General features: G+C 56.8%; 21 protein-coding genes. 10 read left to right on the top strand and 11 right to left on the bottom strand.

The genetic code is table 11. The annotated features are described in order from the left end of the window. Positions 1-23 precede the first annotated feature (23 nt). From ORG26_RS13185 to ORG26_RS13155, 7 genes are all read right to left on the bottom strand, one after another. Complete coding sequence (locus tag ORG26_RS13185; RefSeq protein ID WP_266362457.1) at positions 24-479, bottom strand: hypothetical protein; 456 nt, start codon at positions 477-479, stop codon at positions 24-26. 64 nt (positions 480-543) lie between these two features. Further along, positions 544-1,311: a LytR/AlgR family response regulator transcription factor gene (locus ORG26_RS13180; protein ID WP_266362455.1), complete on the bottom strand. Its 768-nt coding sequence runs from the start codon at positions 1,309-1,311 to the stop codon at positions 544-546. Further along, positions 1,308-2,363 (bottom strand): sensor histidine kinase, encoded by a 1,056-nt coding sequence (locus ORG26_RS13175; RefSeq protein WP_266362453.1) that lies wholly within the window; start codon positions 2,361-2,363, stop codon positions 1,308-1,310. Before ORG26_RS13175 ends, ORG26_RS13180 begins: the two co-directional genes overlap by 4 nt. Before the next feature lie 133 nt (positions 2,364-2,496). Next, positions 2,497-3,171, bottom strand: a complete 675-nt coding sequence (locus ORG26_RS13170; RefSeq protein WP_266362451.1) for a hypothetical protein — start codon at positions 3,169-3,171, stop codon at positions 2,497-2,499. A gap of 170 nt (positions 3,172-3,341) precedes the next feature. After that, on the bottom strand, positions 3,342-3,848 hold the full coding sequence (locus ORG26_RS13165; RefSeq protein WP_266362449.1) for a SixA phosphatase family protein: 507 nt from the start codon (positions 3,846-3,848) through the stop codon (positions 3,342-3,344). A 2-nt stretch (positions 3,849-3,850) separates the two neighbouring features. Next, entirely contained in the window at positions 3,851-5,041 is a 1,191-nt protein-coding gene (locus tag ORG26_RS13160; RefSeq protein WP_266362446.1) for a M20 metallopeptidase family protein, read from the bottom strand. Between the two features lie 83 nt (positions 5,042-5,124). Beyond that, positions 5,125-5,829, bottom strand: coding sequence for an RDD family protein (locus ORG26_RS13155; RefSeq protein WP_266362444.1), 705 nt, complete (start codon positions 5,827-5,829; stop codon positions 5,125-5,127). A gap of 207 nt (positions 5,830-6,036) precedes the next feature. Here ORG26_RS13155 and ORG26_RS13150 point away from each other — a divergent pair, with 207 nt between their 5' ends. The 8 genes from ORG26_RS13150 to ORG26_RS13115 all read left to right on the top strand — a co-directional run bounded on the left by ORG26_RS13150 (position 6,037) and on the right by ORG26_RS13115 (position 14,736). Then, positions 6,037-6,981 (top strand): stage II sporulation protein M, encoded by a 945-nt coding sequence (locus tag ORG26_RS13150; protein WP_266362442.1) that lies wholly within the window; start codon positions 6,037-6,039, stop codon positions 6,979-6,981. Beyond that, on the top strand, positions 6,978-7,832 hold the full coding sequence (locus ORG26_RS13145) for a hypothetical protein (RefSeq protein WP_266362440.1): 855 nt from the start codon (positions 6,978-6,980) through the stop codon (positions 7,830-7,832). The genes ORG26_RS13150 and ORG26_RS13145 overlap by 4 nt, the downstream gene beginning before the upstream one ends. Before the next feature lie 2 nt (positions 7,833-7,834). Then, the gene (locus ORG26_RS13140; protein ID WP_266362438.1) at positions 7,835-8,755 is read left to right on the top strand and encodes a hypothetical protein; all 921 of its coding nucleotides are present in this window, start codon (positions 7,835-7,837) and stop codon (positions 8,753-8,755) included. Beyond that, positions 8,739-9,470, top strand: coding sequence for a DUF4129 domain-containing protein (locus ORG26_RS13135; protein WP_266362436.1), 732 nt, complete (start codon positions 8,739-8,741; stop codon positions 9,468-9,470). The genes ORG26_RS13140 and ORG26_RS13135 overlap by 17 nt, the downstream gene beginning before the upstream one ends. 52 nt (positions 9,471-9,522) lie before the next feature. Continuing rightward, complete coding sequence (locus ORG26_RS13130; protein WP_266362434.1) at positions 9,523-10,701, top strand: DUF4350 domain-containing protein; 1,179 nt, start codon at positions 9,523-9,525, stop codon at positions 10,699-10,701. Positions 10,702-10,784: 83 nt separating this feature from the next. Then, on the top strand, positions 10,785-11,753 hold the full coding sequence (locus ORG26_RS13125) for an AAA family ATPase (RefSeq protein WP_266362432.1): 969 nt from the start codon (positions 10,785-10,787) through the stop codon (positions 11,751-11,753). Between the two features lie 157 nt (positions 11,754-11,910). Then, complete coding sequence (locus ORG26_RS13120) at positions 11,911-13,248, top strand: DUF58 domain-containing protein (RefSeq protein ID WP_266362430.1); 1,338 nt, start codon at positions 11,911-11,913, stop codon at positions 13,246-13,248. 27 nt (positions 13,249-13,275) lie between these two features. Continuing rightward, the gene (locus ORG26_RS13115; RefSeq protein WP_266362428.1) at positions 13,276-14,736 is read left to right on the top strand and encodes a M20 family peptidase; all 1,461 of its coding nucleotides are present in this window, start codon (positions 13,276-13,278) and stop codon (positions 14,734-14,736) included. A gap of 56 nt (positions 14,737-14,792) precedes the next feature. On the opposite strand, the gene ORG26_RS13110 is transcribed toward ORG26_RS13115, so the two are convergent. From ORG26_RS13110 to ORG26_RS13095, 4 genes are all read right to left on the bottom strand, one after another. After that, positions 14,793-15,011: a hypothetical protein gene (locus tag ORG26_RS13110; RefSeq protein WP_266362426.1), complete on the bottom strand. Its 219-nt coding sequence runs from the start codon at positions 15,009-15,011 to the stop codon at positions 14,793-14,795. A gap of 93 nt (positions 15,012-15,104) precedes the next feature. Next, positions 15,105-15,977, bottom strand: coding sequence for a twin-arginine translocase subunit TatC (tatC, locus tag ORG26_RS13105; RefSeq protein ID WP_266362424.1), 873 nt, complete (start codon positions 15,975-15,977; stop codon positions 15,105-15,107). 146 nt (positions 15,978-16,123) lie between these two features. Continuing rightward, on the bottom strand, positions 16,124-17,416 hold the full coding sequence (locus tag ORG26_RS13100; protein ID WP_266362422.1) for a serine hydroxymethyltransferase: 1,293 nt from the start codon (positions 17,414-17,416) through the stop codon (positions 16,124-16,126). Between the two features lie 197 nt (positions 17,417-17,613). Beyond that, a complete protein-coding gene (locus ORG26_RS13095; RefSeq protein ID WP_266362420.1) occupies positions 17,614-18,477 on the bottom strand; it encodes an AraC family transcriptional regulator in 864 nt (287 codons plus the stop codon). Positions 18,478-18,612: 135 nt separating this feature from the next. Between ORG26_RS13095 and ORG26_RS13090 the strand changes: the two genes are divergently transcribed. Continuing rightward, positions 18,613-19,440, top strand: coding sequence for a phytanoyl-CoA dioxygenase family protein (locus tag ORG26_RS13090; RefSeq protein ID WP_266362418.1), 828 nt, complete (start codon positions 18,613-18,615; stop codon positions 19,438-19,440). A gap of 202 nt (positions 19,441-19,642) precedes the next feature. Further along, positions 19,643-21,754: a protein-disulfide reductase DsbD family protein gene (locus tag ORG26_RS13085; protein ID WP_266362416.1), complete on the top strand. Its 2,112-nt coding sequence runs from the start codon at positions 19,643-19,645 to the stop codon at positions 21,752-21,754. Positions 21,755-21,804: the final 50 nt, after the last annotated feature.

Below are 21,804 nucleotides of genomic sequence, written 5' to 3'. Positions count from 1 at the left end.
GGGCTTCTTTGTTCCATTGAACCTTATTTTTTCTTCTTCGGAAACAGCTTCAGAAAATCTTCGTAGAAGTCCCGATACCCGTCGGGAGCGTCTTTTTTGTCGGCCCAGGCGACGGTAAACTCCGTTTTTCCCTTTTTCCAACCTACCGACGCGGCGGGCGTTTCCGGCTTGGCGGCCGTCAGGGTTTTTACTTTCAGTTCCTGCTCGGCGCGGCGGAACCACTCCAGCGTTTTGTCTTTGGGCTGCTGCCCCAACTGCTGAAACGCCCCTGTGGAACCCTCGCGGTAAAACAGCAGCCCATTGTCGAGGAGGCGGTATTCGGGACGATTTTCGTCGTGGCCGGTGGTAACGACGAGCTGGCGGCCGGTAAAGCGGTTAGGAAAGAGCGATCCCGTGGGCTCCTGCGCCCGAACGACTCCTGCTCCCCCCAAGACTATCCACCCCACCATCAGTAACAAGCGTACGAAACGGGTACTCATTGGCATTTTAACAAACGGTTTTTACGTATATAACTCCGTTTGCCCGGAAATATTGCCGAAAAAACTACCCGTCGAGCCACGCTTTGAAGGCGGGCGCTTTCTCGCGGCTGACCAGCACTTCCTGCGCCGCCTCCGGCCGGAGTTCGATTTTCAGTTTGCCGTTGAAATACGTGTGAATCCGGTGAATGGACGACACCTGGGCGATAAATTGCCGGTTGAGCCGGAAAAAGCGGAGCGGATCGACGCGGGCTTCGAGGTCTTCGAGCGTGTAATCGACCAGATACTGCTTTCCGTCGCGGCTCACCAGGCAGGTCAGTTCGTTGGCCGTGTAAAAATACGCCACCTCGTCCTGCGCAAGGGGAATCAGTTGCTCTCCGTTTTTGACCAGAAACCGGCTTTTGTGCGTCCGGCGGGTCATTTCCAGACTGTCGAGCAGCGATTCGACCTTGCGGGCATAGGCATCTGGCGAAAACTCCTGCTTTAGGTCCCGGTATTTCCGGATAGCCTCGGCCAGTTCGGGCAGTTTGATGGGCTTCAGCAGGTAGTCGATGCTCCGGACCCGGAACGCCTTAATGGCGTATTCGTCGTAGGAAGTCGTGAAGATGATGGGGCTGTGCGCCGGAAAAGCTTCAAAAATCTGAAAGCTGAGGCCGTCGGACAGCTGAATGTCGGAGAAAATCAGGTCTACCGGCTGACCTGCCGCAAACCACCGTTTGCCCGCCTCCACGCTTTCCAGTACGGCCACGATTTCGATGCGTGGGTCCAGTTTCCGGATCAGTTTTTCGAGGCGTTCGGCGGCGGGGTATTCGTCTTCGATGAGCAGGGCTTTCATGCGGCAAAGGAAGTGAGCAACGGAATTTTGACGCGAAACAGGCCGCCATCGCTGCTGATTTCGACCCTCCGGTCGGTAAGCAGACTGTAGCGGTTGACGATATTTTGCAGCCCTACCCGGGTGGACTTTTCGGGGCCGGTGCTTTGAAGAATCGTCTTCTGCTGAATATTATTCTCGATAACCAGGTACTCGCTTCCTTCCTGCTGGATTTTGATTTTCAACGGATTATCTTTCGAAACGACGTTGTGCTTGATGGCGTTTTCAATGAGCATTTGCAGGCTCAGCGGCGTGACGTACTGGTGATACACCTCCGGCGACAGGCTTTTCTCTACCTGCAGATTTTCCCGAAAACGGATTTTGTTCAGGTACACGTAGGCGTCCAGAAACGCGATTTCTTCCTCCAGCGTGACGGTGTTTTTGCTCCGGCTGACCAGCACGTACCGGTACACATCCGACAGGCGTTCGAGGTACTGCTGGGCACCGGTGTTTTCGTCGTCGATCAGGGCCGCCAGCGTGTTCATGCTGTTGAAGAGAAAATGCGGGTCGAGCTGATTTTTGAGCACATCCAGCTGCGACTGCACGCTTTCCCGGGCCAGCGCCTCCGTCTTCCGGACGTTCTGTTTCCAGGATTCAAAGAAGAACACCGACTCGTAAACCAGATACACCAGCAAGGTCGGCAGCAGGCTCATGCGAAAGCCGAGAAACAGGGGAAACTCCTTGTGAAAAAGCGCCCGGCAAATAAGCTCGTCGAGCAGGGTCGTGGCGACAAAGGTGTACGAGAGCCCTAGAACGGCTTCCAGAATCAGCCGTCTGGTGGTCTGGTGGTAGCCGGGAAGCAGGCGGCGCACCCGGACGATAATCAGGCGGTTTCCCTCCCAGACAATCAGCGTCGTGCAGACCGATACGAACAGATTGTACAGAAACACCTCGTCGAAGGGCACAAACTCGCTGGTTTTGGTGAGCGCGGGCACCAGAAAACTCAGCAGCGGAATGCCAATCAGGCGAATCGTGCCGTCGTTGAGCCTGTAGGGCGTTGTCTGGGAGGGAATCATGACCGGATGCATCGGGGAATTACGGGAAAGGTACTATACTCAGCCAAAAGAAAAAAGAGATTAGACAAACGACCAGGAGGCTTCCAATCAGGGCCTTGTCTTGTTTCTTTTCGCTTTTTTCTTTCCGCCTACTCTATTTTTTGTTCATACCAAAGGTGTAGCCGATCGTGACATTCGCCAGCAGGCCGCCGGTGCCGGGAAAGCCCTGCGAAGCTGCCTTGTAGGTTTCCGTGCGATTGGTCGTCCGGTTGAGGTAGGTGTACTTGTTATCGTCCAGCGAGCTCCAGACGTTGGGCCAGAACCGGACGCTCGGCATGATCAGGATGCCCGACAGTCCGTTGGGCTGTTTCCGGAACGGGTAGTAGCGGTAGTAAGCGCCCAGCCCGAGCGTCACGGTCCGGTAGGAGGTCAGCTTGTTGCCGACCGATTCGGGCTGGCCGTTGTAGTACACGTCGTAGTAGTGCAGTTTGGGTTCAAAACGCAGGTCCAGGCCGGGCGTCAGCCGGTAGCCAATGCCGATGCCGAGCGTCGAAGTCAGTTTTTCGGATAAATTCTGGTCCTGCGCCACCGGCGAGGCCGACTGCCCCGACAGCCGGATGTTGAAGCCGTGCGAATAATCGAAAACCATCCGGTTGGTCGTGTATTCGGCCTGCACGTTGAAACCACCCAGCAGCAACTGGCTGATGCCGCCGCCGAGCGTAAATTTGTTGGAATACGGAAACTGCTTGCGGGCGGGTGCCGACTCCTGCGCCAACAGGGTTCCTGCCGAGAGCAGCAGAGCGAAGAGGGTGTGAGCAAACGTTTTCATGAGGTCAGTTGATTTGCGTTTTGTGTGATTGATGCATCAAAACTGGCAAATCAGCCGGCCTTCGGGAAGTCGGCGGCGGGTGAAGCGTCGCCGGGTGGGGGCGAAGCGTTGACCAGCGGGGGTCAACCGCCCTAAAACAAATGCCATATCTTGGAGATATGGCATTTGTTTTAGGGCGCGCCGTAGGTTCGTTCTTCCAGTTTCACCTTCCGTCCGGTCAGGCTTCGGTGAATGGTGACGTGGTAGAGGTTGCCGTGGTCGCCGGACTCGATTTTCTGGAGGGTCGGCCGGGTTCCCAACCCTTTGGCAATCTCCAGAATCGTGTTGCTGTGCCCGACCACCAGCACCGTTTTCCCCTTCAGGTCGTTGAGTCGCCGCAGCACGACCTCCGTCGGATGCGGGGCGTAAGTACCAACGGGCAGGTTTTTCGCCCGGGCCAGCGGCTCGGCGGTCTGCCGGGTCCGGAGATAGGGTGTCGATAGAATAGAATCGATGCTAACCGAGGCCAGTTCCCGCGCCAGGGCCTGCGCCCGCGCCTGACCGACCGGAGTCAGGCTGCTGGTATCGCTTTCGTTGCGTTTTTCGGCGTGCCGGACGATGTAAACATGGGAGGTAGAACAGGCGGAGGTGGCTGCAACCACAGCCGCAACCACCCAGGAGCGGAGCCAGTTTTTCATTCTTAATTCTTCATTTTTAATTCCTCCAGCGCCAGCCACGCCATCAGCCCCGGACCGATTTCCAGCGCGGTTTCGTCGATGTCGAACGTAGGCGTATGGACGCCGGAAACAATGCCGCGCGATTCGTTGCGGGTGCCGAGGCGGTAAAAACAGGAGTCTACGACCTGCGAATAAAAGGCAAAATCTTCGCCCGCCATCCAGAGGTCGAGGTTGATGATGTTTTCTTCACCCATAAAACCGGCCGCCGCCGAACGCAGGCGCCGCGTCAATTCGGGGTGGTTTTTGAGGAACGGATACCCGCGCACCACCTCAAATTCGCAGCTTCCGCCCATGGCTTCGGCCATGCCTTCGGCCATTTTCCGCATTCGGCGCAGGCCGTCTTCCCGCCATTCCTCGTCCATGCAGCGGAACGTCCCTTCGATTTTCACCTCGTTCGGAATCACGTTCGTCACCCCGTCGGCAATGAACCGGCCGAACGACAGCACCGACGGGTTGGCGGGCTTCCGGTTGCGGCTGATGATCTGCTGCAGGGCGACGATGATGTGCGAAGCAATCACGACCGGGTCGATGAGCTGGTCTGGCATGGCTCCGTGGCCGCCTTTGCCTTTTACGGTCAGGTACAATTCGTCCGTCGAAGCCATGTACATGCCTTCCCGAAAGCCGATTTTACCTACCGGAATATTCGGCGCGACGTGCTGGCCGATCATGCTCGCCGGAGCGGGGTTCTGCAAAACGCCCTCCTTAATCATCAGCGAAGCGCCGCCGGGAGCCTTTTCTTCCGCCGGCTGGAAAACCAGTTTCACCGTGCCTTCAAACTGGTCGCGGAGCGCGTGCAAAATCCGGGCGGTTCCCAGCAGGCTGGCCGTGTGCACATCGTGGCCGCAGGCGTGCATGACGCCCGGAACGGTCGATTTGTAGGGCACGTCGTTGGCCTCGTGAATGGGCAACGCGTCCATATCGGCCCGCAGCCCGACGATGCGGCTTTCCGGGTTGCGGCCTTCGATGAGGGCCACCAGACCAGTATTGGCAACGCCTTCCTGCGGCGTCAGTCCGATGGCTTTCAGGCTGTCTGCCACAAAACGGGCCGTATTGAACTCGTGGAACGAAAGTTCGGGATTGGCGTGCAGGTGGCGGCGGTTGGCGACGATATCGGCCGCATATTGCCGGGCGAGGCTTTTAATCAGGTCTTGCATAAACGTATCCACGGGTCGAAGCCGGTGGCAATTGGTATAAATTTCGGGCATCAGCCGAGTGCTCAGCCCGCCCCTCGTTGCATTTATTTACTCACCAGATACTGATAATCGTTGACCACGGTATCTAGAAAAGCGTAATCCGTCGTCGTGTATTCAACTTCCAGCAGCGTCCGGACTTTTTCGGCTGTACGGTTCATTACCTCGTCGCTGCCCCGCTGCAACACTTCCCGGATGATTCCGATATCGCGGTCGGACAGGCGGGCGGCCTCCGGAAACGTCACCTGATGGCTGTCCGAAAGTTCGCGGTAAGTCACTTCGTCGAGCGACACGGGAGCTTTCAGTTTCACGACGGTAGTTGCGGCGGCCATATCCCCAATGCGCTGCCCCCGGCCGTTGACGGCGATGGCGATGATGGCCACGATGCCGCCCAGAAAAACCGGCGATTCGATGATGCGCAGTATCCACCGGATGAGGTAGGCACCCAGGCCCGGCTGCGAGCCGTCGAGCATAACCACCCGAATGCCCATCGCCCGTTTGCCCAGGCTCTGTCCGTTCAGGAAAACTTCAAAAAGCAGGTCGTACAGCATGATGGGCAGCACCACGAACCCAATCCAGAAATAAAGAGCGATTTTGTCGCCCGAACCCATGTTACGTCCGAGCAGGGAAAGCAGAATGACCCAGGCCAGGATAATGACGTAGTCAATCAGCGCGGCCAGAATCCGTTCGCCAAGACTGGCGGGTTCGTACTCCAGCAGAACATTTTGGGAAGTTTGAATCGAGACGCTCACACCAAACCGAAGCTTACCGTTTGTCAAAAACCGAAATTAGAAAAGTTTTGCCAAAACCGACGAAATCTTTGCGGGCAGTGCGTATTTTGAAACCATTTAAAGTTCGTAGTTTAGGGTTTAACGTTTATGGTGGTACGCCGCGTTGTCACAATCCTGAACCTTGAACTGTACCCTATAAATCCTACACTATTTACCAACTCATTTTCCATGCGCGAAGCGGTTTTTGTGAAGCGAAATACCCCGAAATGGCAGGAAATTGAATCGCAGACGAGCCGCGATCCGGACGTCCTGACCGAGCAGTTTGTCGAGTTGACGGACGATCTTTCCTACGCCCGGACGTTTTACCCTGATTCGGCCGTCACGCGCTACCTCAATGGGCTGGCCTCCCGGATGCACCGCGACCTGATGCAGAACAAACGCGAAGACCGCAGCCGCTTCGTCACGTTCTGGACCCACGAGCTGCCGACGCTGTTTTACCGTTCGCACCGGCTGCTGCTGGTTTCTTTTCTGGTTTTTCTGTCCGCGGGCCTCATCGGAGCCCTGTCCGCCGCGCATGACGACACGTTTGTGCGCCTAATTATGGGCGACGAATACGTGAACATGACCCTCGAAAACATCCGCAAGGGCGACCCGCTGGCGGTGTACAAATCGAGTCCGCGGGCAACCATGTTTCTGCAGATTACCCTCAACAACATCCGGGTTTCGTTCGTGGCGTTTGTGATGGGCCTGTTCGGGTCCTTCGGCACGCTGGCCATTCTGTTTCAGAACGGCATCATGCTGGGTGCTTTTCAGTATTTCTTCTACGAAAAAGACCTGCTGCTGACGTCCGTTCTGACCATCTGGATTCACGGAACGCTGGAAATTTCGGCCATTATCATCGCCGGAGCGGCGGGCCTGACGATGGGCAACAGCCTGCTCTTTCCCGGCACGTATTCTCGGCTGGAAAGCTTTCGTCGCGGCACCAAACAGGGCCTCAAGATTGCCGTCGGGCTGGTGCCGATCTTCATAGCGGCCGGTTTTCTGGAAAGCTTCGTCACCCGGCTGCCGCTGCATCCCGTGGCGAGTTCGGCCATTATCCTGACCTCCGCGGCATTCATCATCTGGTATTTTATCCTTTACCCCATCCGGCTTAACCGCCCTTCCCGAGCATGACAGTCTTTCATCGCAGGCGCGATTTTGGAGAAATCATCAACGTCGCCTTCCGCTTTTTTGTCGAAGAATACGCCAGGCTCCGCTGGCCGCTTCTGGTCATTGCCACGCCGATGGCCCTGGCGACGAACGTGGCCTCGCAGGTGGTCGAGCGGGCGTTTCGGGACACTTACATGCAAGAGGTCGGCCGCGCTACCGGCGTTCTGTTCTTTAACTACGGCGCAAGCCCCGCTTTCTGGGTGTTGCTGTTCATTTCGACCCTCAGCAGCATCCTGGTTTCGATGGCGGTCTACGGCTATGTGCTGGCCCGGGAGGAACAGCCCGACCAGCCTGCCACCCTCGACCGGGTCTGGTCCTGGGTAGAGTCCAATCTGCTGCGGGTGCTCGGGGCTTCGGTCGGGGCGGCCCTTATCGTGATGATCGGTCTGGTCTTTTTTCTGCTGCCGGGCCTTTATCTGCTGCCCGTTTTCACCCTGCTGCCGTTTGTGGTGATGCGGGAGGACGGCACGGTGGCCCAGGCGTTCGGGCGCTGTTTTACGCTCATCAAAGGCCATTGGTGGGAGACCTTCGGGCTGCTGGTCATTATGATGGTCGTCTACATGATTTCTTCCGGATCGATCACTGCCCTCGTTACGCTGGCCATGCGGCGGCTTCAGCTGACGGGCTACTGGCTGGTGCTGGGCAACACGCTCGTCATGCTGATCGGAACCTTTCTGATTGCGCCGCTGTACTTTGCCATTGCCTTTCAATATTACAACCTGCTGGACCGGAAACACGGAACCGGGCTGCTGCATCAGATCGACCAGATTGGCGCGCCGGCACCCGCTTCCAAGTCCGACCCTAATTTGTACTAACCATGAATCTTTACGAAAAACGTGATTTCGGGCAGAAAATAAACGCCACGTTTGAATTTATCCGGGAAAACTTCAAACCGCTGCTGCTTTCCCTGTCGTATATCGTCCTCCCGTTCACGCTCATTACGGCGGTGGTCCAGGTTTTTCTTCTCCAGGAATTACTCCAGGGCAAGACCATTACCGGTCTGGCTGTTTTCACGCCTACCTATTTTGTCAGCCTGGTTTTATCCATCATCAACACCATGATGGTCTACCTGACGGTGAACGGCTACCTGCTCGAATACGAGGAAGGAGCCCGGGACATTACGCCCGCTCAGGTCTGGCAGCGGGTCGGGCGGGAAATCCTGCCGGCGCTCTGGCTGACGTTGCTGGCGACGCTCTTCACCGTTTTCGGCTTTTTTCTGTTCCTGCTGCCGGGCATTTACCTGATGGGCATCCTTCCGTTCATGTACATGGTCTTTACGCGGGAACAGCGCGGGGCGCTGGATACGGTGCTGCGCTGCCAGCAACTGACCCAAAGCCCGTGGTGGTCGCCCGTCGTGGGCAGTTTTCTGCTGGTCTGGCTGCTGTTCTTCGAAGAGGTCCGGAAGCGGGTGCGCAACTGGTGGTCTACCGTCGCCCTGATGGTCGTGATGCTGTTTATTCAGGTTCTTCTGGCGCTGGTGTTTCAGATTCCGACGGGCATTATGACGGTGCTGAGCGGGATGGGGCTGGGGTCGGCCACCTCGCCGGTGCTGCTTTCCATCTTCTCGGTGCTCAGCAATGTGGGCGGGACGATTCTGAGCGCCCTGTTCCCGATTGCGGCGGCGTTTCAGTACTACAATTTTCTGGCGCAGGTGGAAGGCACGGACCTGCTTTCGGCCATCGAAACGCTGGGTGATTCGAAAGCCAAACCCCGAACGGAAGATGAAGGTGACTATTAGGCCCGATCGGTTTGGCGGACAAGTGCCTGCCCTGCTTCAGGTGCTGCTGCTGCTGCTGGCGCTGCTGCTCCCGCCGACCGCTTCGGGCCAGCCGGACGACCGGACGCCGGTGACCGTCCGCCGCCCCTCGGCCGGACGCCTCGCCGACCTCCGCAGCAGCCGCGAGTACCGCTACGACCGCGAATCCCGGCCGCCCGACAATTCGCTGGCCCGGTTCTTTGACTGGCTGATGCGCCGAGTTGCCCGTTTTCTGTCCAGCAGCGCGTACCAGAACTTTTGGCAGTACGTCTTTATGCTGGGTGTCGCCGGGCTGGTGGTGTGGCTCCTGATGAAAGCCAATATCATGGGCAACCTCTTCAGCCGGGAGTCCCGGCAGATGCCGCTGGCCTACGCGACCGTTACGGACAATATCCACGAAATCGCCTTCGGCGAACGGATTGAAGAGGCCGTCGAACAGCGGAATTACCGGCTGGCCGTCCGGCTGCTCTACCTGCAGACGCTCAAGCACCTCACCGACCGGGGCCTGATTGTCTGGCAACCCGACAAAACCAACCGCAGCTATGTGTACGAACTGGCCCAGACGCCCTACCGCCCGGACTTTGAGGAACTGACGCGGCAGTACGAATACGCCTGGTACGGCGATTTTCCGGTGACGGAGCCGCAGTTCCAGACCATCCGGGAACGGTTCTCCCAGTTTGAAAAAGCAAAATGGTAAGGCCGTTCCTCCCTGACCGACGGCTTCCTCACGTGGCCCGATATCCTCGTTTATGAAACCCAACAAATACGTCCTCATCCTTCTTCTCACCGTGGTGGGCTACGGGCTGTTCGAGTATTACCGGCCCCGCCCGGTGGACTGGTCGCCGACGTACACCAACCGGGACGCCATTCCGTTCGGCACCAAAGCCACCTACGACCTGCTGTCGGATGTGATGAACGGCCAGCCGGTGACGACGGTCCGGCTTCCGGCTTATAACCACATTACGGAGGCTAAATTTCCCGCTCGCAGCAATTACATTTTCGTCAACAACGAGCTGACCCTGAGCCGCCTCGACCGGGACGGACTGATCAGCTACGTGCTTAAAGGCAACAACGCTTTTCTGTCGGCCTACTATTTTCCGGATACGCTGATGAAACTGCTGGGTTTTCGGGCAGAACTGAAGGCCCCTACCCTGCGCGACACGACGCTGGGCGTTAATTTTGTAAACCCGACCCTGCGGAGGCGGGAGGCTTATCATTTTCGGCACGACGACGGGCGGAATTATTTTAAAGTGGTCCGTCCGAACATCATCGTACTGGCCCGCAATGCCCGTCAGGAGCCGATTTTCCTGAAAATTCCGTTCGGAAACGGGTTCTTTTACATTCACAACCTTCCGCTGGCGCTGACGAATTATTACGTGCTCGATGAAAAAGAAGGCGATTTTGCGTTCAAGTCGTTTTCGTACCTGCCGCCCCTGCCGACTTATTGGGACGAGTACCAGAAGCTGGGCCGCTTTGACCCCGACCAGAAGACGTCGCTGCGGTACGTCCTGAGTCAGCCGCCGCTGGCCTGGGCCTGGTACCTGACCCTGGCGGGCCTGCTGCTGTTTGTCATCTTCGCCGGGAAGCGGACCCAGCGCGTGATTCCGGTGGGCGAGACGCCGCGCAACAGTTCGCTGGACTTTGTGCAGACCGTCGGACGGCTTTACTTCCAGCGTGGCGACCACGCGAATCTGGTACAGAAGAAAATTCAGCACTTTTTTGCTTTTATTCGGGAGAAATATAACCTGAATCCCGCCCATCCGGACGAAGAGTTCCGGGAAACGCTGGCCCGGAAAAGCGGCGTTGCGGTCCGGGATGTGGATGAGATTTTTAAGCAGATCGCTTTTTCGCAGCAGGGGCGCGTTTCCGAATATGAACTTTTGCGGCTGAACGGCGCCATTGAGAACTTTTATAAAAATGTCTTATAACCACGGAGCTGCACGGAGGTATACAAAGGTTAATGACTCTGTGACCCTCTGTGCCATAACTCTGTGGTTAACCCCAACATCCCATGTTCGAATCCCGCATAGACCTTACCGAACTCAAAACCGCCGTGGAGGCCATCCGTTCCGAAATCGGCAAAGTGATTATCGGCCAGCAGCAGCCGTTTGACCTGCTGCTGACGGCGCTGCTGGCCGACGGGCACGTGCTGATTGAAGGCGTTCCCGGAGTAGCCAAAACCCTGCTGGCGAAGCTGCTGGCCAAAACCATTTCCATCGAGTTCAGCCGCATTCAGTTCACGCCGGACCTGATGCCGTCGGATGTGCTGGGAACGTCGGTGTACAATCCGAAACAGGCCGATTTTGAATACCGTACCGGTCCGGTTTTCGCCAACATCGTGCTGATCGACGAAATCAACCGGGCTCCGGCCAAGACGCAGGCGGCCCTGTTTGAAGTCATGGAAGAGCGGCAGGTAACGGCCGACGGCACCACGCGCCGCCTGGCCGAGCCGTTTCTGGTGCTGGCGACGCAGAACCCCGTCGAGCAGGAAGGCACCTACCGCCTGCCCGAAGCGCAGCTGGACCGGTTTCTGTTCAAAATCATCATGGGTTACCCGAGCGCCGAAGAGGAGGTGGACATCCTGCGCGGCCACCACGAGCGCCGCAGCCTGACGGATGCCCTCGAAGCGGTGCAGTCCGTACTGACGGCCGACCAGCTCACGGCTCTCCGGGCGCAGGTCCACCGGGTGCACGTGGAGGACCACCTGTTTGCCTACATGGCGCAGATTGTGCAAAGTACCCGGGCCAACAAGTCGCTGTACCTGGGGGCCTCTCCGCGGGCCTCCGTCGCCCTGCTCAACGGAGCCAAAGCCCTGGCTACCCTGCGCGGCCGCGATTTCGTGACACCCGAAGACGTGCAGGAACTGGCCGCGCCCGTGCTGCGCCACCGCATCATCCTGACGCCCGAGCGCGAAATGGAAGGCGGCACGGCAGACGAAGTCATTGCGGAAGTAGTGCGGAAGATTGAAGTACCGAGATAGGATAGAATGAGAATTCTATTGATTACGAATAAATAATTACGAATTACGTGACATGATGTGTAGGGCCATGTAATTCGTAAGCGGTCGCTTCCCCGGCCGTAATTCGTAATTTTTAATTCGTAATTGATTACAGCATTTTGAATTTCTGAAAAATCCCTTGAAGTCCCTCTACGTTTCCCGCCTCGTCTGGCTCGTTCTGATCGCCTTTGTGCTGGCGTTTGTGGCGGCGTACGCGCTGCCGGGGCTGTTTCCGCTGGTGCAGCTGGGTCTGCTGGTCTTCGGGCTGCTGCTGATGCTGGATGGATTGCTGCTTTTCCGCGCTCCGGCGGGCGTCTTTGCCCGCCGCGACGTACCGGAACGGCTTTCCAACGGCGACGAAAACCCGGTGGACATTTACCTCGAAAATCGCTATCCGTTCCGGGTCTGGCTGGAAGTCATCGACGAAATTCCGTTCCAGTTTCAGCGGCGGGATGTGCTGTTTACCGTGTCCCTGAAGTCCAACGAGCCGAAAACGATCCGATACGAACTGCGGCCGGTAAAACGGGGCGAATACAGTTTTGGCGTCGTCAATGTGTACGCGCAAAGTCCGCTGCGGCTGCTCAAACGGCGCTACTCTTTTTCACAGAACAAACTGGTGGCCGTTTATCCCTCCTTTCTGCAAATGCGGCAATACGAGTTGCTGGCCATTTCGAACCGGCTCACCGAGGTCGGCATCAAACGCATCCGGCGGCTAGGCCACAGCATGGAGTTTGAGCAGGTGCGCCCCTACGTGCCCGGCGACGATGTCAGGACGCTAAACTGGAAAGCCACCGCCCGCCGCACCGATTCTCAGGGCGCTTCGTTTATGGTCAATGCCTACCAGGACGAACGTTCGCAGGCCGTGTATTGCCTGATCGACAAGGGACGGGTCATGAAATCGCCGTTCGAGGGACTAACCCTGCTGGATTACGCCATCAACGCCTCGCTGGTCCTGAGCAACATCGCCCTGCTGAAACAGGACCGCGCCGGTCTGCTCACCTTTTCGGACCGTATCGGGCAGATGGTCCCGGCGGAGCGTCGTTCCGGACATCTGATGCGCATTCTGGAAGTGCTTTACAAACAGAAAACGCGCTTTCTCGAAACGGATTACGAAACGCTCTACGCCAGTGTCCGGACGCACATCCGGCAGCGGAGCCTGCTGCTGCTGTTCACGAATTTTGAAACGCTTAATGCCCTGCACCGGCAATTGCCGTACCTCCGCCGTCTGGCCAAGGACCACCTGCTGATTGTTGTTTTCTTCGAAAATACCGAGTTGAGAAGCCTGCTGACCGAGCCTGCCGAAAACACCGAAGCGGTTTATCAGAAGACCATCGCCGAAAAGTTTTTTTACGAAAAAAAGCTGATTGTGAAAGAATTGCAGCGCCACGGCATTCAGGCTATTCTGACGGCTCCGCAAAATCTGACGGCCAACACAGTCAACAAATACCTTGAATTAAAAGCCCGCGGGATGATCTGACCGCGACTCCCCGAACCAACCGTAACGATGAAACGATTTCTTAGAATTGCCTTCCTGGCGCTGCTCCTGCTGATCGGCATTCTTCTGCTCAATACTTTTCGTTTTTCTTCAAAACAACTGACGAATGTGCCGCCCGCCCCGGCCGTTGCCGTGTCGGATTCGGCCATTCAGCGTTTCTCCCGCGCTCTGCAAATCCGGACGGTGTCGTTTACCGACTACGCGCTGGTAGACACCACCCAGTTCGACCAGTTTATGGAATTCACCCAGCAGGCGTTCCCACTGGTTCACAGCCGGTTGAAGCGTGAAACCGTCAACCGCTACGGCCTGCTGTACGAATGGAAAGGCCGCAACGCCAGCCTGAAACCCGCGCTGCTCATGGGTCATTACGACGTGGTGCCGGTCATTCAGGGCACCCAGCGGATGTGGAAACGCCCGCCTTTTGCGGGAACGGTGGAAGGCGGCTACCTCTATGGCCGCGGGACGCTTGACGACAAAAGCACCGTCATGGGCCTCTTTGAAGCGGTGGAACACCTGCTCAGGACGGGTTTCCAGCCGGAACGGACGATCTATCTGGCGTTCGGACAGGACGAAGAAGCCAGCGGTCGCAGGGGCGCCCAGAGCATCGCCCGGCTGCTGAAGCAGCGGCGCGTACAACTGGAGTACGTGCTGGATGAGGGCGGAACGATCAAAACAGACGGGCTGTCGGCCCTGCCCCGGCCCGTTGCGCTCATCGGCATCGCCGAAAAAGGGTACATAAGCCTCGTGCTGAGCGCCCGTTCGGAGGGCGGCCACTCGTCCATGCCCCCGACCCAGACCAGCATCGGCATGATCGCCGAGGCCGTCGCCAGGCTGGAAGCAAACCCGTTTCCGGAGCGACTCGACGGCGGCGCTGACCTCATGTTCGACTATATCGGTCCCGAAATGGACTTCGGGCAGCGGCTCGTTTTTGCCAACCGCTGGCTTTTCGGGCCGGTCATCAAACGCATTCTGGCAGGTTCCAATTCCGGTAGCGCCATCATGCGCACGACCACCGCACCCACCCTGTTCAATGCCGGGGTGAAAGACAATGTGCTGCCCATCGATGCTTCGGCCACGATCAACTTCCGCATTCTGCCCGGCGAGACTGCCGAGTCGGTGCAGCAGCGGGTGGAGGAATTGATTGATAATCCGAAGATTGCGGTAAAGCCGCTCCGCAGCCTGAATGGGAATCCGTCCCCGATTTCGCCTCCGGACGCCCCGGCGTTCGAGCGCCTGAACCGGACCATCCGGAGCGTTTTTCCGGAAGTCATCGTGACGCCCTTTCTGATGCTGGGCGGTACGGATTCCCGGTTTTATGCCGGCCTGACGCCGAACGTCTACCGCTTTGCGCCGACCCGCATGGATGAGGCAAGTCTGGCAACCGTTCACGGCACCAACGAACGGATTTCGGTCCGGAATTACCGCGAAATGGTCCGCTTCTACGCTGCCTTGATTCGCAACAGTCAATAAAAGAGAAATGCCATATCCCTGTAGATATGGCATTTCTCTTTTATTGACCAGGCTGATTAATTATCGCTGACACTGCCTTTGATAGACTCGTAATCCGACTTCAGCCGCCCCATTTCCTTCGTCAGAAATGTCTGAAGCTGCCGGTTAAAATTAGATTTTTCCTCCTCCGGCAGCGAGGCGTACAGATCTTTCAATTCCTGATTGATAGCCGCCCGCTCCTCCTCATTCGCCGCATTAATCGAGCGGTAATGGTATTGTCTGAAATTGTATTCCATGCAGGTAATGGTTGTGATAGTTTAGGGTTTATAGTTTAGGATTGCTCTGCTGCGTCTAAACCTGCGGAGCAACTATAAACCCTAAACCATAAACTAATCATCGTACTCCCCCCGTTCCATCATTTCCTGCGATTCTTTCAGGCGCAGGCGTTCTACGTAGCCCGACACCCAGATGCTCACTTCGTACAGCAGCGCCAGCGGGATGGATACCAGAATCTGGCTGTAAATGTCCGGTGAGGGGGTGATGATGGCCGCCACAATCAGAATCACGACAAACGCGTGCCGGCGGTATTCTTTCATGAACGCCGGGGTCAGGAAACCGATTTTCGACAGCACAAAGGCCACAATCGGCATCTGGAACGTCAGGCCGCAGCCCAGCGTCAGGGTCGCCAGTGTACCGATGTACGAACTGATGTCGAACTCGTTGACGATGCGCGGGTCGAGCTGGTAGTTGGCCAGGAAGTTGATGGCCAGCGGCGACACGATGTAGTAGCCAAACAGCACGCCCATCAGGAACAGCGCCGTCACGTAGAAAACCGCCCCTCTGGCCGCCCGGCGTTCCGAGGAGCGCAGGCCCGGCGCGATGAACTTCCAGACTTCGTAAAACGCGTACGGAAATGCCCCGATCAGCCCGATCATCAGCGACGAAGTCAGGGCCATCGTAAACTGTTCGGCCATCTGGCGGCTCTGCAGCGTGAAGTTCAGCTGACTCACGCACAGATCGGCATAACCGGTTTTTTTGGACAGCTCACACATCATCCGGTACGTCCAGAAATCGGGTTTGGACGGAGCCAGAATGATTTTGTCGTAGATGGTGCGGATGAAAACAAACGCAATCAGGGCGAAAACGGCGATTGACCCAACGGCCCGAATCAGATGCCACCGAAGCTCCTCCAGGTGCTCCAGGAAGGTCATCTCCTTACCGTCCTCAATCTCGTGTTCCAATTGTTGGTCCAGGGGCTTCATTAATTTTGAATGAGTGAATGAGTGAATGAGTGAATGGGCGGACCACCGTAACGGCAAAAAGCTTTACAGTTTTCTAACTTCGGCGAAGCTATTCGCCGCGGCGGCGGACCGCTCATTCGCTCAATCACTCATTCGCAATTATAAAACTACGCGTACAACGGGAAGTTTTTCATCCAGTTGTTAACTTCTTCTTTTATGGCCTGAAGTTTCACGTCGTTGTCGTGGTTCATCAGGACTTCGTCGATATATACGACAATCTGCTCCATATCGGATTCTTTCAGTCCGCGCGTGGTCATGGCGGCCGTCCCGACACGCATGCCCGAAGTGACCATCGGTGATTTGTCGTCGAACGGAACCATGTTCTTGTTGATCGTAATATCGGCTTTGATCAGCGTGTTCTCGGCCAGTTTGCCGGTGAGGCCTTTCGAGCGCAGGTCGATGAGCATCAGGTGGTTGTCGGTCCCGCCCGAAATGATCTGGTAGCCGCGCGACAGGAAAGCGCTGGCCATCGCCTGGGCGTTTTTCTGTACCTGGGCCGCATAATCCGCGAAATCGTCCGTCAGCGCCTCGCCGAAAGCCACCGCTTTGGCCGCAATAATGTGTTCCAGCGGGCCGCCCTGCGTGCCGGGGAAAACCCCCGAATCCAGCAGCGACGACATCATCCGGACGTCGCCCTTCGGCGTCTTGATGCCAAACGGGTTTTCGAAGTCGTTGCGCATCATGATCACACCGCCGCGGGTACCGCGCAGCGTTTTGTGCGTCGTGGTGGTCACGATATGGGCATGCGCCAGCGGATCGTTCAGCAGGCCCTTGGCGATCAGACCGGCCGGGTGCGAAACGTCGGCGAGCAGCAGCGCCCCGACCGAATCGGCGATGGCGCGCAGGCGGGCATAATCCCAGTCGCGGCTGTAGGCCGAAGCACCGCAGATCAGCATTTTCGGCTGTTCGCGCCGGGCGGTTTCTTCCACCACATCGTAGTTGATGACGCCGGTTTCCTTTTCCACGCCGTAGAACGTCGGACGGAAGTATTTACCCGAAATATTGACGGGCGAACCGTGCGTGAGGTGACCACCGTGCGATAGGTCAAAACCCAGAATCGTGTCGCCGGGCTTCAAACAGGCCAGAAATACGGCCGTGTTGGCCTGGGCACCCGAGTGCGGCTGTACGTTGGCCCAGCCTGCACCGAAGAGTTCTTTCAGGCGGTCAATCGCAATCTGCTCGATTTCGTCTACCACCTCGCAGCCGCCGTAATAGCGTTTGCCCGGCAGGCCCTCGGCGTATTTATTGGTCAGTACGCTTCCGGCCGCTTCCATCACCTGCTTTGAGACAAAGTTTTCGGAAGCAATCAGCTCAATACCGGACTCCTGACGGTGAGCCTCTTTGGCAATCAGGTCAAATACCTGCGTATCGCGGGCGATAGACGTAGCAGTCGTTGACATATTATTTCGAGTAATGGGGTAAAAACGATTGATTTACGGAGTACAAAGATAGGGGGAAATGGGGTTTAAAGTTTAGGGTTTGGGGTTTATAGTTTAGAGTTTATGGTTTAGAGTTTATGGTTCAGAGTCCAGGGCGGTCCGATTCGGCGGAGCAACTCTAAACCCTAAACTCCAGACCCTAAACTCCAAACCCTCCCCTACAATCCCTTCTGCAAGGATTGAAAGCGCAGGGGTGTGGTGCCGGTACGGAGCTTGAACTGGCGGTGGAAGTGCGAAATATTGTTAAAACCGCACTCCATTCCTACCTGACTGACGCTCACGTCGGCCTTCGACAGCAGCTTCCGGGCGTAGCTGATGCGCAGTTCGTTCAGATACTCGATGAATGATTTGCGGGTCCGTTTACGAAAATAGCGGCAGAAAGCGGCCGGGGCCATGCCCGCCACCGACGAAATATCCTCGACCCGGATCTCTTCCCGGAAATGAGCAAGCATGTAATCCAGCACGCGCTTCATGCGCTCGGTTTCGGCCTCCGTGGCTTTCAGCTGGTAGCCTTCACTGGCCAGCATGACCGCACCCGGATCAGCGGCCAGTTCCTTCAGAATGTGCAGCAGCGCCAGAAGCCGGTCAAAGCCGGTCAGGGTGGTCAGTTCGAGCAGATGGCTATGCAGCCGACTGGCCGTCTTCCGGCAGAAGCGCAGTCCGTGGCCCGCCCGGACCAGCAGCGTCCGCAGCATTCCCGCCTCCGGCAGCTGCGGCAGCCACGCCTCGCCCAGCGACTGGGCAAACTGGACTACCACCGCCTCCGCTTCGTCGTCGGCCGTGATGATTTCCTCGTCGTTGCGCCAGAAATGCGGCAGATTTGGCCCCAGCAGCACCAGATCGCCCGGCTCGAACGCTTCCACGTGGTCGCCCACGAAACGTCGGCCCTGGCTGTTCAGGATATACGTCAATTCAAATTCCGGGTGGTAATGCCAGGGCGAATCAAAATAAGGCAGGTGCAGGTGTTTAACTTGCAGAGAGGCCTGTTCGTCCAGTTCAATTTTTTCGAAAAGAGCTTTCATAACTTGCGCTTCTTTACCCTGTTTTCCGGCAACGGGTAAATTGTTGTCAAAATCGTATATAATTTGGAAAAAGTATTGATTGTTTCCAAGAAACCATAGAACCAATTTTGCTCCGTACTATTCCTAAACCCTTTTATGCTATCAACGTTTGATAAAGCCGCCCTGCAGCAGCAGCTTTCGAAGCCTTTTAACCTGTCCGACGAAGCCATTACCTTCTACCGGACTAACGGCTATGTCAAACTTAAGAACGTGCTGAGCCCGGAAGTTCTGCAGTATTACGGCGAAATAATCACGGAACAGGTTATTCGGCTCAATACGCTCACCAAGCCCATGGAGGAGCGCACGACCTACGAACGGGCGTTTCTGCAAATCATGAACCTCTGGCGCGAGGACGACCTTGTGAGGGAATTTGTCTTTTCGCCCCGACTGGCCCGGATTGCGGCCGAACTGATGGGCGTTTCGGGCGTCCGCCTCTACCACGACCAGGCGCTGTACAAGGAGCCGTCCGGGGGTTTCACGCCCTGGCATGCCGACCAGTTTTACTGGCCGCTGGCCTCACCTCACACGGTCACGGTCTGGATTCCGCTGCAGGAAACGCCGATGGAGATGGGCCCGCTGGCCTTTGCCGAGGGCAGCCAGCAGGTGGAAATTGGGCGGGAACTGGAAATCAGCGATGAAAGCGAGAAACTGCTGGCGGCCGAACTGGCCCGGCTCAACTTCCGGGTCAACGACACGCCGTTTGACCTGGGCGAGGTGAGCTACCATGCTGGCTGGACCTTCCACCGCGCCGGTCCCAATACCTCCAACGCCCCGCGCAAGGTCATGACCATGATTTATATGGACAAGGACCAGACCATCACCGCCCCCAAAAACAGTTACCAGCAGGCCGACTGGCAGAAATGGCTGGACAGCTTTCCCATCGGCGGAAAGCCCGAAAGCGAACTAAACCCGGTGCTGTTTTAATCAATGAATAATGAAGGCTCCACCTCTTTATCCGTATTGGATTGAGGCGGAGCCTTCATTATTCATTGCGGTCCGCCGCCGCGGTTCATTATTTTCTCCCCTCCAGCCCTCCAACGAAGGGCTTTTTTGTTAAACCGCGACTTTTGGAAATATTTTTGTGAAAATGGTGTTGTAGCTTCAGGCACCGTGCGGTCTTGTTCTTATGAAACGCGTTAAACTAATTTTCCTTCTCTTTGCTGCGCTTGTTACGTCGCTGACAGCCAGCGCCCAATTTCAGAATCACGCCACCTGGCAGATTGAGCCTTCCCAAACGACGGCCCGGGTGGGTGACGTTCTGGATATCCGGCTCAAGGCGACCATAGATCCCGAATGGTACCTGTATTCCAGCGACATGGACCCCAATCTCGGGCCTACGCTCACGACGATTACGCTGAAACCGAACGACACCTACCAACTGGTCGGCAAGCTGGTCTCGGTCAATCCCAAAGAAAAATACGAAGAGGTCTGGGGCGGAAACATTCGCTATTTCACCCGGGAAGGCATTTTTATTCAGAAAATCAAGGTTTTAAAATCCGCCCCGGTGCTGGAAGGCACGGTAGATTACCAAACCTGCTCCGAGAAAAACGGTCTCTGTGTTCAGGGAACCAGCGATTTCCGCATCGATAACATCAAGGTGGAAGCCGGTGCCACCGCCGCGGCTTCGACTTCGGCCGTCTCCGCTTCGGCTGCGGCTCCCCTGGCAGCCTCCGCCTCCCCGACCGATTCCGGCAACGTGGAAGTCGCCGAAGCGCCCGCCTCCAACCCGGATTCGGCCGTCGCTACCGCCGAAAACGCTCCGGAAGTGATCGCGTCGCCGGAAGCCCAGCCCACCGAATCCCTGCTGGGTTTTGCCATTGCCGCCTTTTTGTCCGGTCTGCTCGCCCTGCTGACGCCCTGCGTCTTCCCGATCATTCCGATGACGGTGAGTTATTTTACGAAGCAGGACCACGGCTTTGCCAAGGCATTGCTGTACGGCGTTTCCATTATTGGCATTTATGTGCTGATCGGCACGCTGGTTTCGCGGATCAACGGACCTGCTTTTGCCAACTTCGTCAGCACGCACTGGCTGCCCAATCTGTTGTTTTTCGCTATTTTCTTCGTGTTTGGCCTGTCGTTTCTCGGACTGTTTGAAATCGTCCTGCCCAGTTCGCTGGTCAACAAGGCCGATGCCCAGTCCGAACGGGGCGGTGTAGTTGGCATTCTGTTCATGGCCTTTACGCTGGTGCTGGTTTCGTTTTCGTGCACGGGCCCGATTGTCGGCAGCCTGCTGGTGGCCTCCGCAGGCGGCGAAGTCGTGAAGCCGATTGTCGGCATGGCGGCGTTCTCGTCGGCCTTTGCCATTCCGTTTACGCTGTTTGCGGCCTTTCCGCAATGGCTGAAAAGTCTGCCGAAATCCGGCGGCTGGCTGAATTCGGTGAAAGTGGTCCTCGGCTTTCTGGAACTGGCCCTGGCGCTCAAGTTCCTGAGCATCGCCGACCAGGTGTATCACTGGAACCTGCTCGACCGCGAGGTGTTCCTGGCTTTCTGGATCGTTCTTTTCTCGCTGATCGGGTTTTATCTGCTCGGCAAAATCCGTCTGCCGCACGACAGTGAGGTGAAGACCATCAGCATTCCGCGGCTCCTGCTGGCCATTGCTACCTTCTCGTTTGTGGTGTACATGATTCCGGGTTTGTTTGGGGCTCCGCTGAAAGCACTGGCGGGTTATCTGCCGCCGCAATCAAGGCAGGCGTTTGCCTTTGCGGCCAATTCCGGCGTAGGCTCAGGCCCGTCGAGCCTGCAAGAAGTACCGAAATTTGCGGAATTGTTCCGGGACAAGACACCGCATGGGATCGAAGCTTTCTACGATTATAAGCAGGCGCTGGCTTATGCCAAAAAGGTGAACAAGCCGGTTTTCATTGATTTTACGGGTCATGGCTGCGTCAACTGTCGGGAGATGGAAGCCCGCGTCTGGGCCGAACAGCCGGTGCTAAACCGGCTGCACAACGATTTTGTCGTTGTGGCGCTGTACGTGGACGACAAGACCGAACTTCCGGAAAGCGATTGGTACAAGTCAGCCTATGACGGCAAGCAGAAAACGACCATCGGTGCCCAGAACGCGGATTTGCAGATTACGAAGTATAACAACAATGCCCAGCCGCATTACTGCATCGTGGACGCGGACGGCAAACTGCTCGTTCAGCCGAAAAACTACGACCTGGACATAAACAATTTTGTGAATTTCCTCGACAGCGGTAAACAGGCGTTCTCCTCCACCGAAACGCTGGTAGCCCGCTAAGCCGTAGATTTTAAAAATTACACACGGCTGAAATTAAAAAAGTCCGGGCC

Origin of the sequence: Tellurirhabdus rosea (genome assembly GCF_026278345.1) — a bacterium.
Taxonomy (GTDB): Bacteria; Bacteroidota; Bacteroidia; order Cytophagales; family Spirosomataceae; genus Tellurirhabdus; species Tellurirhabdus rosea.
This window is presented reverse-complemented; position numbering and strand designations above follow the sequence as displayed.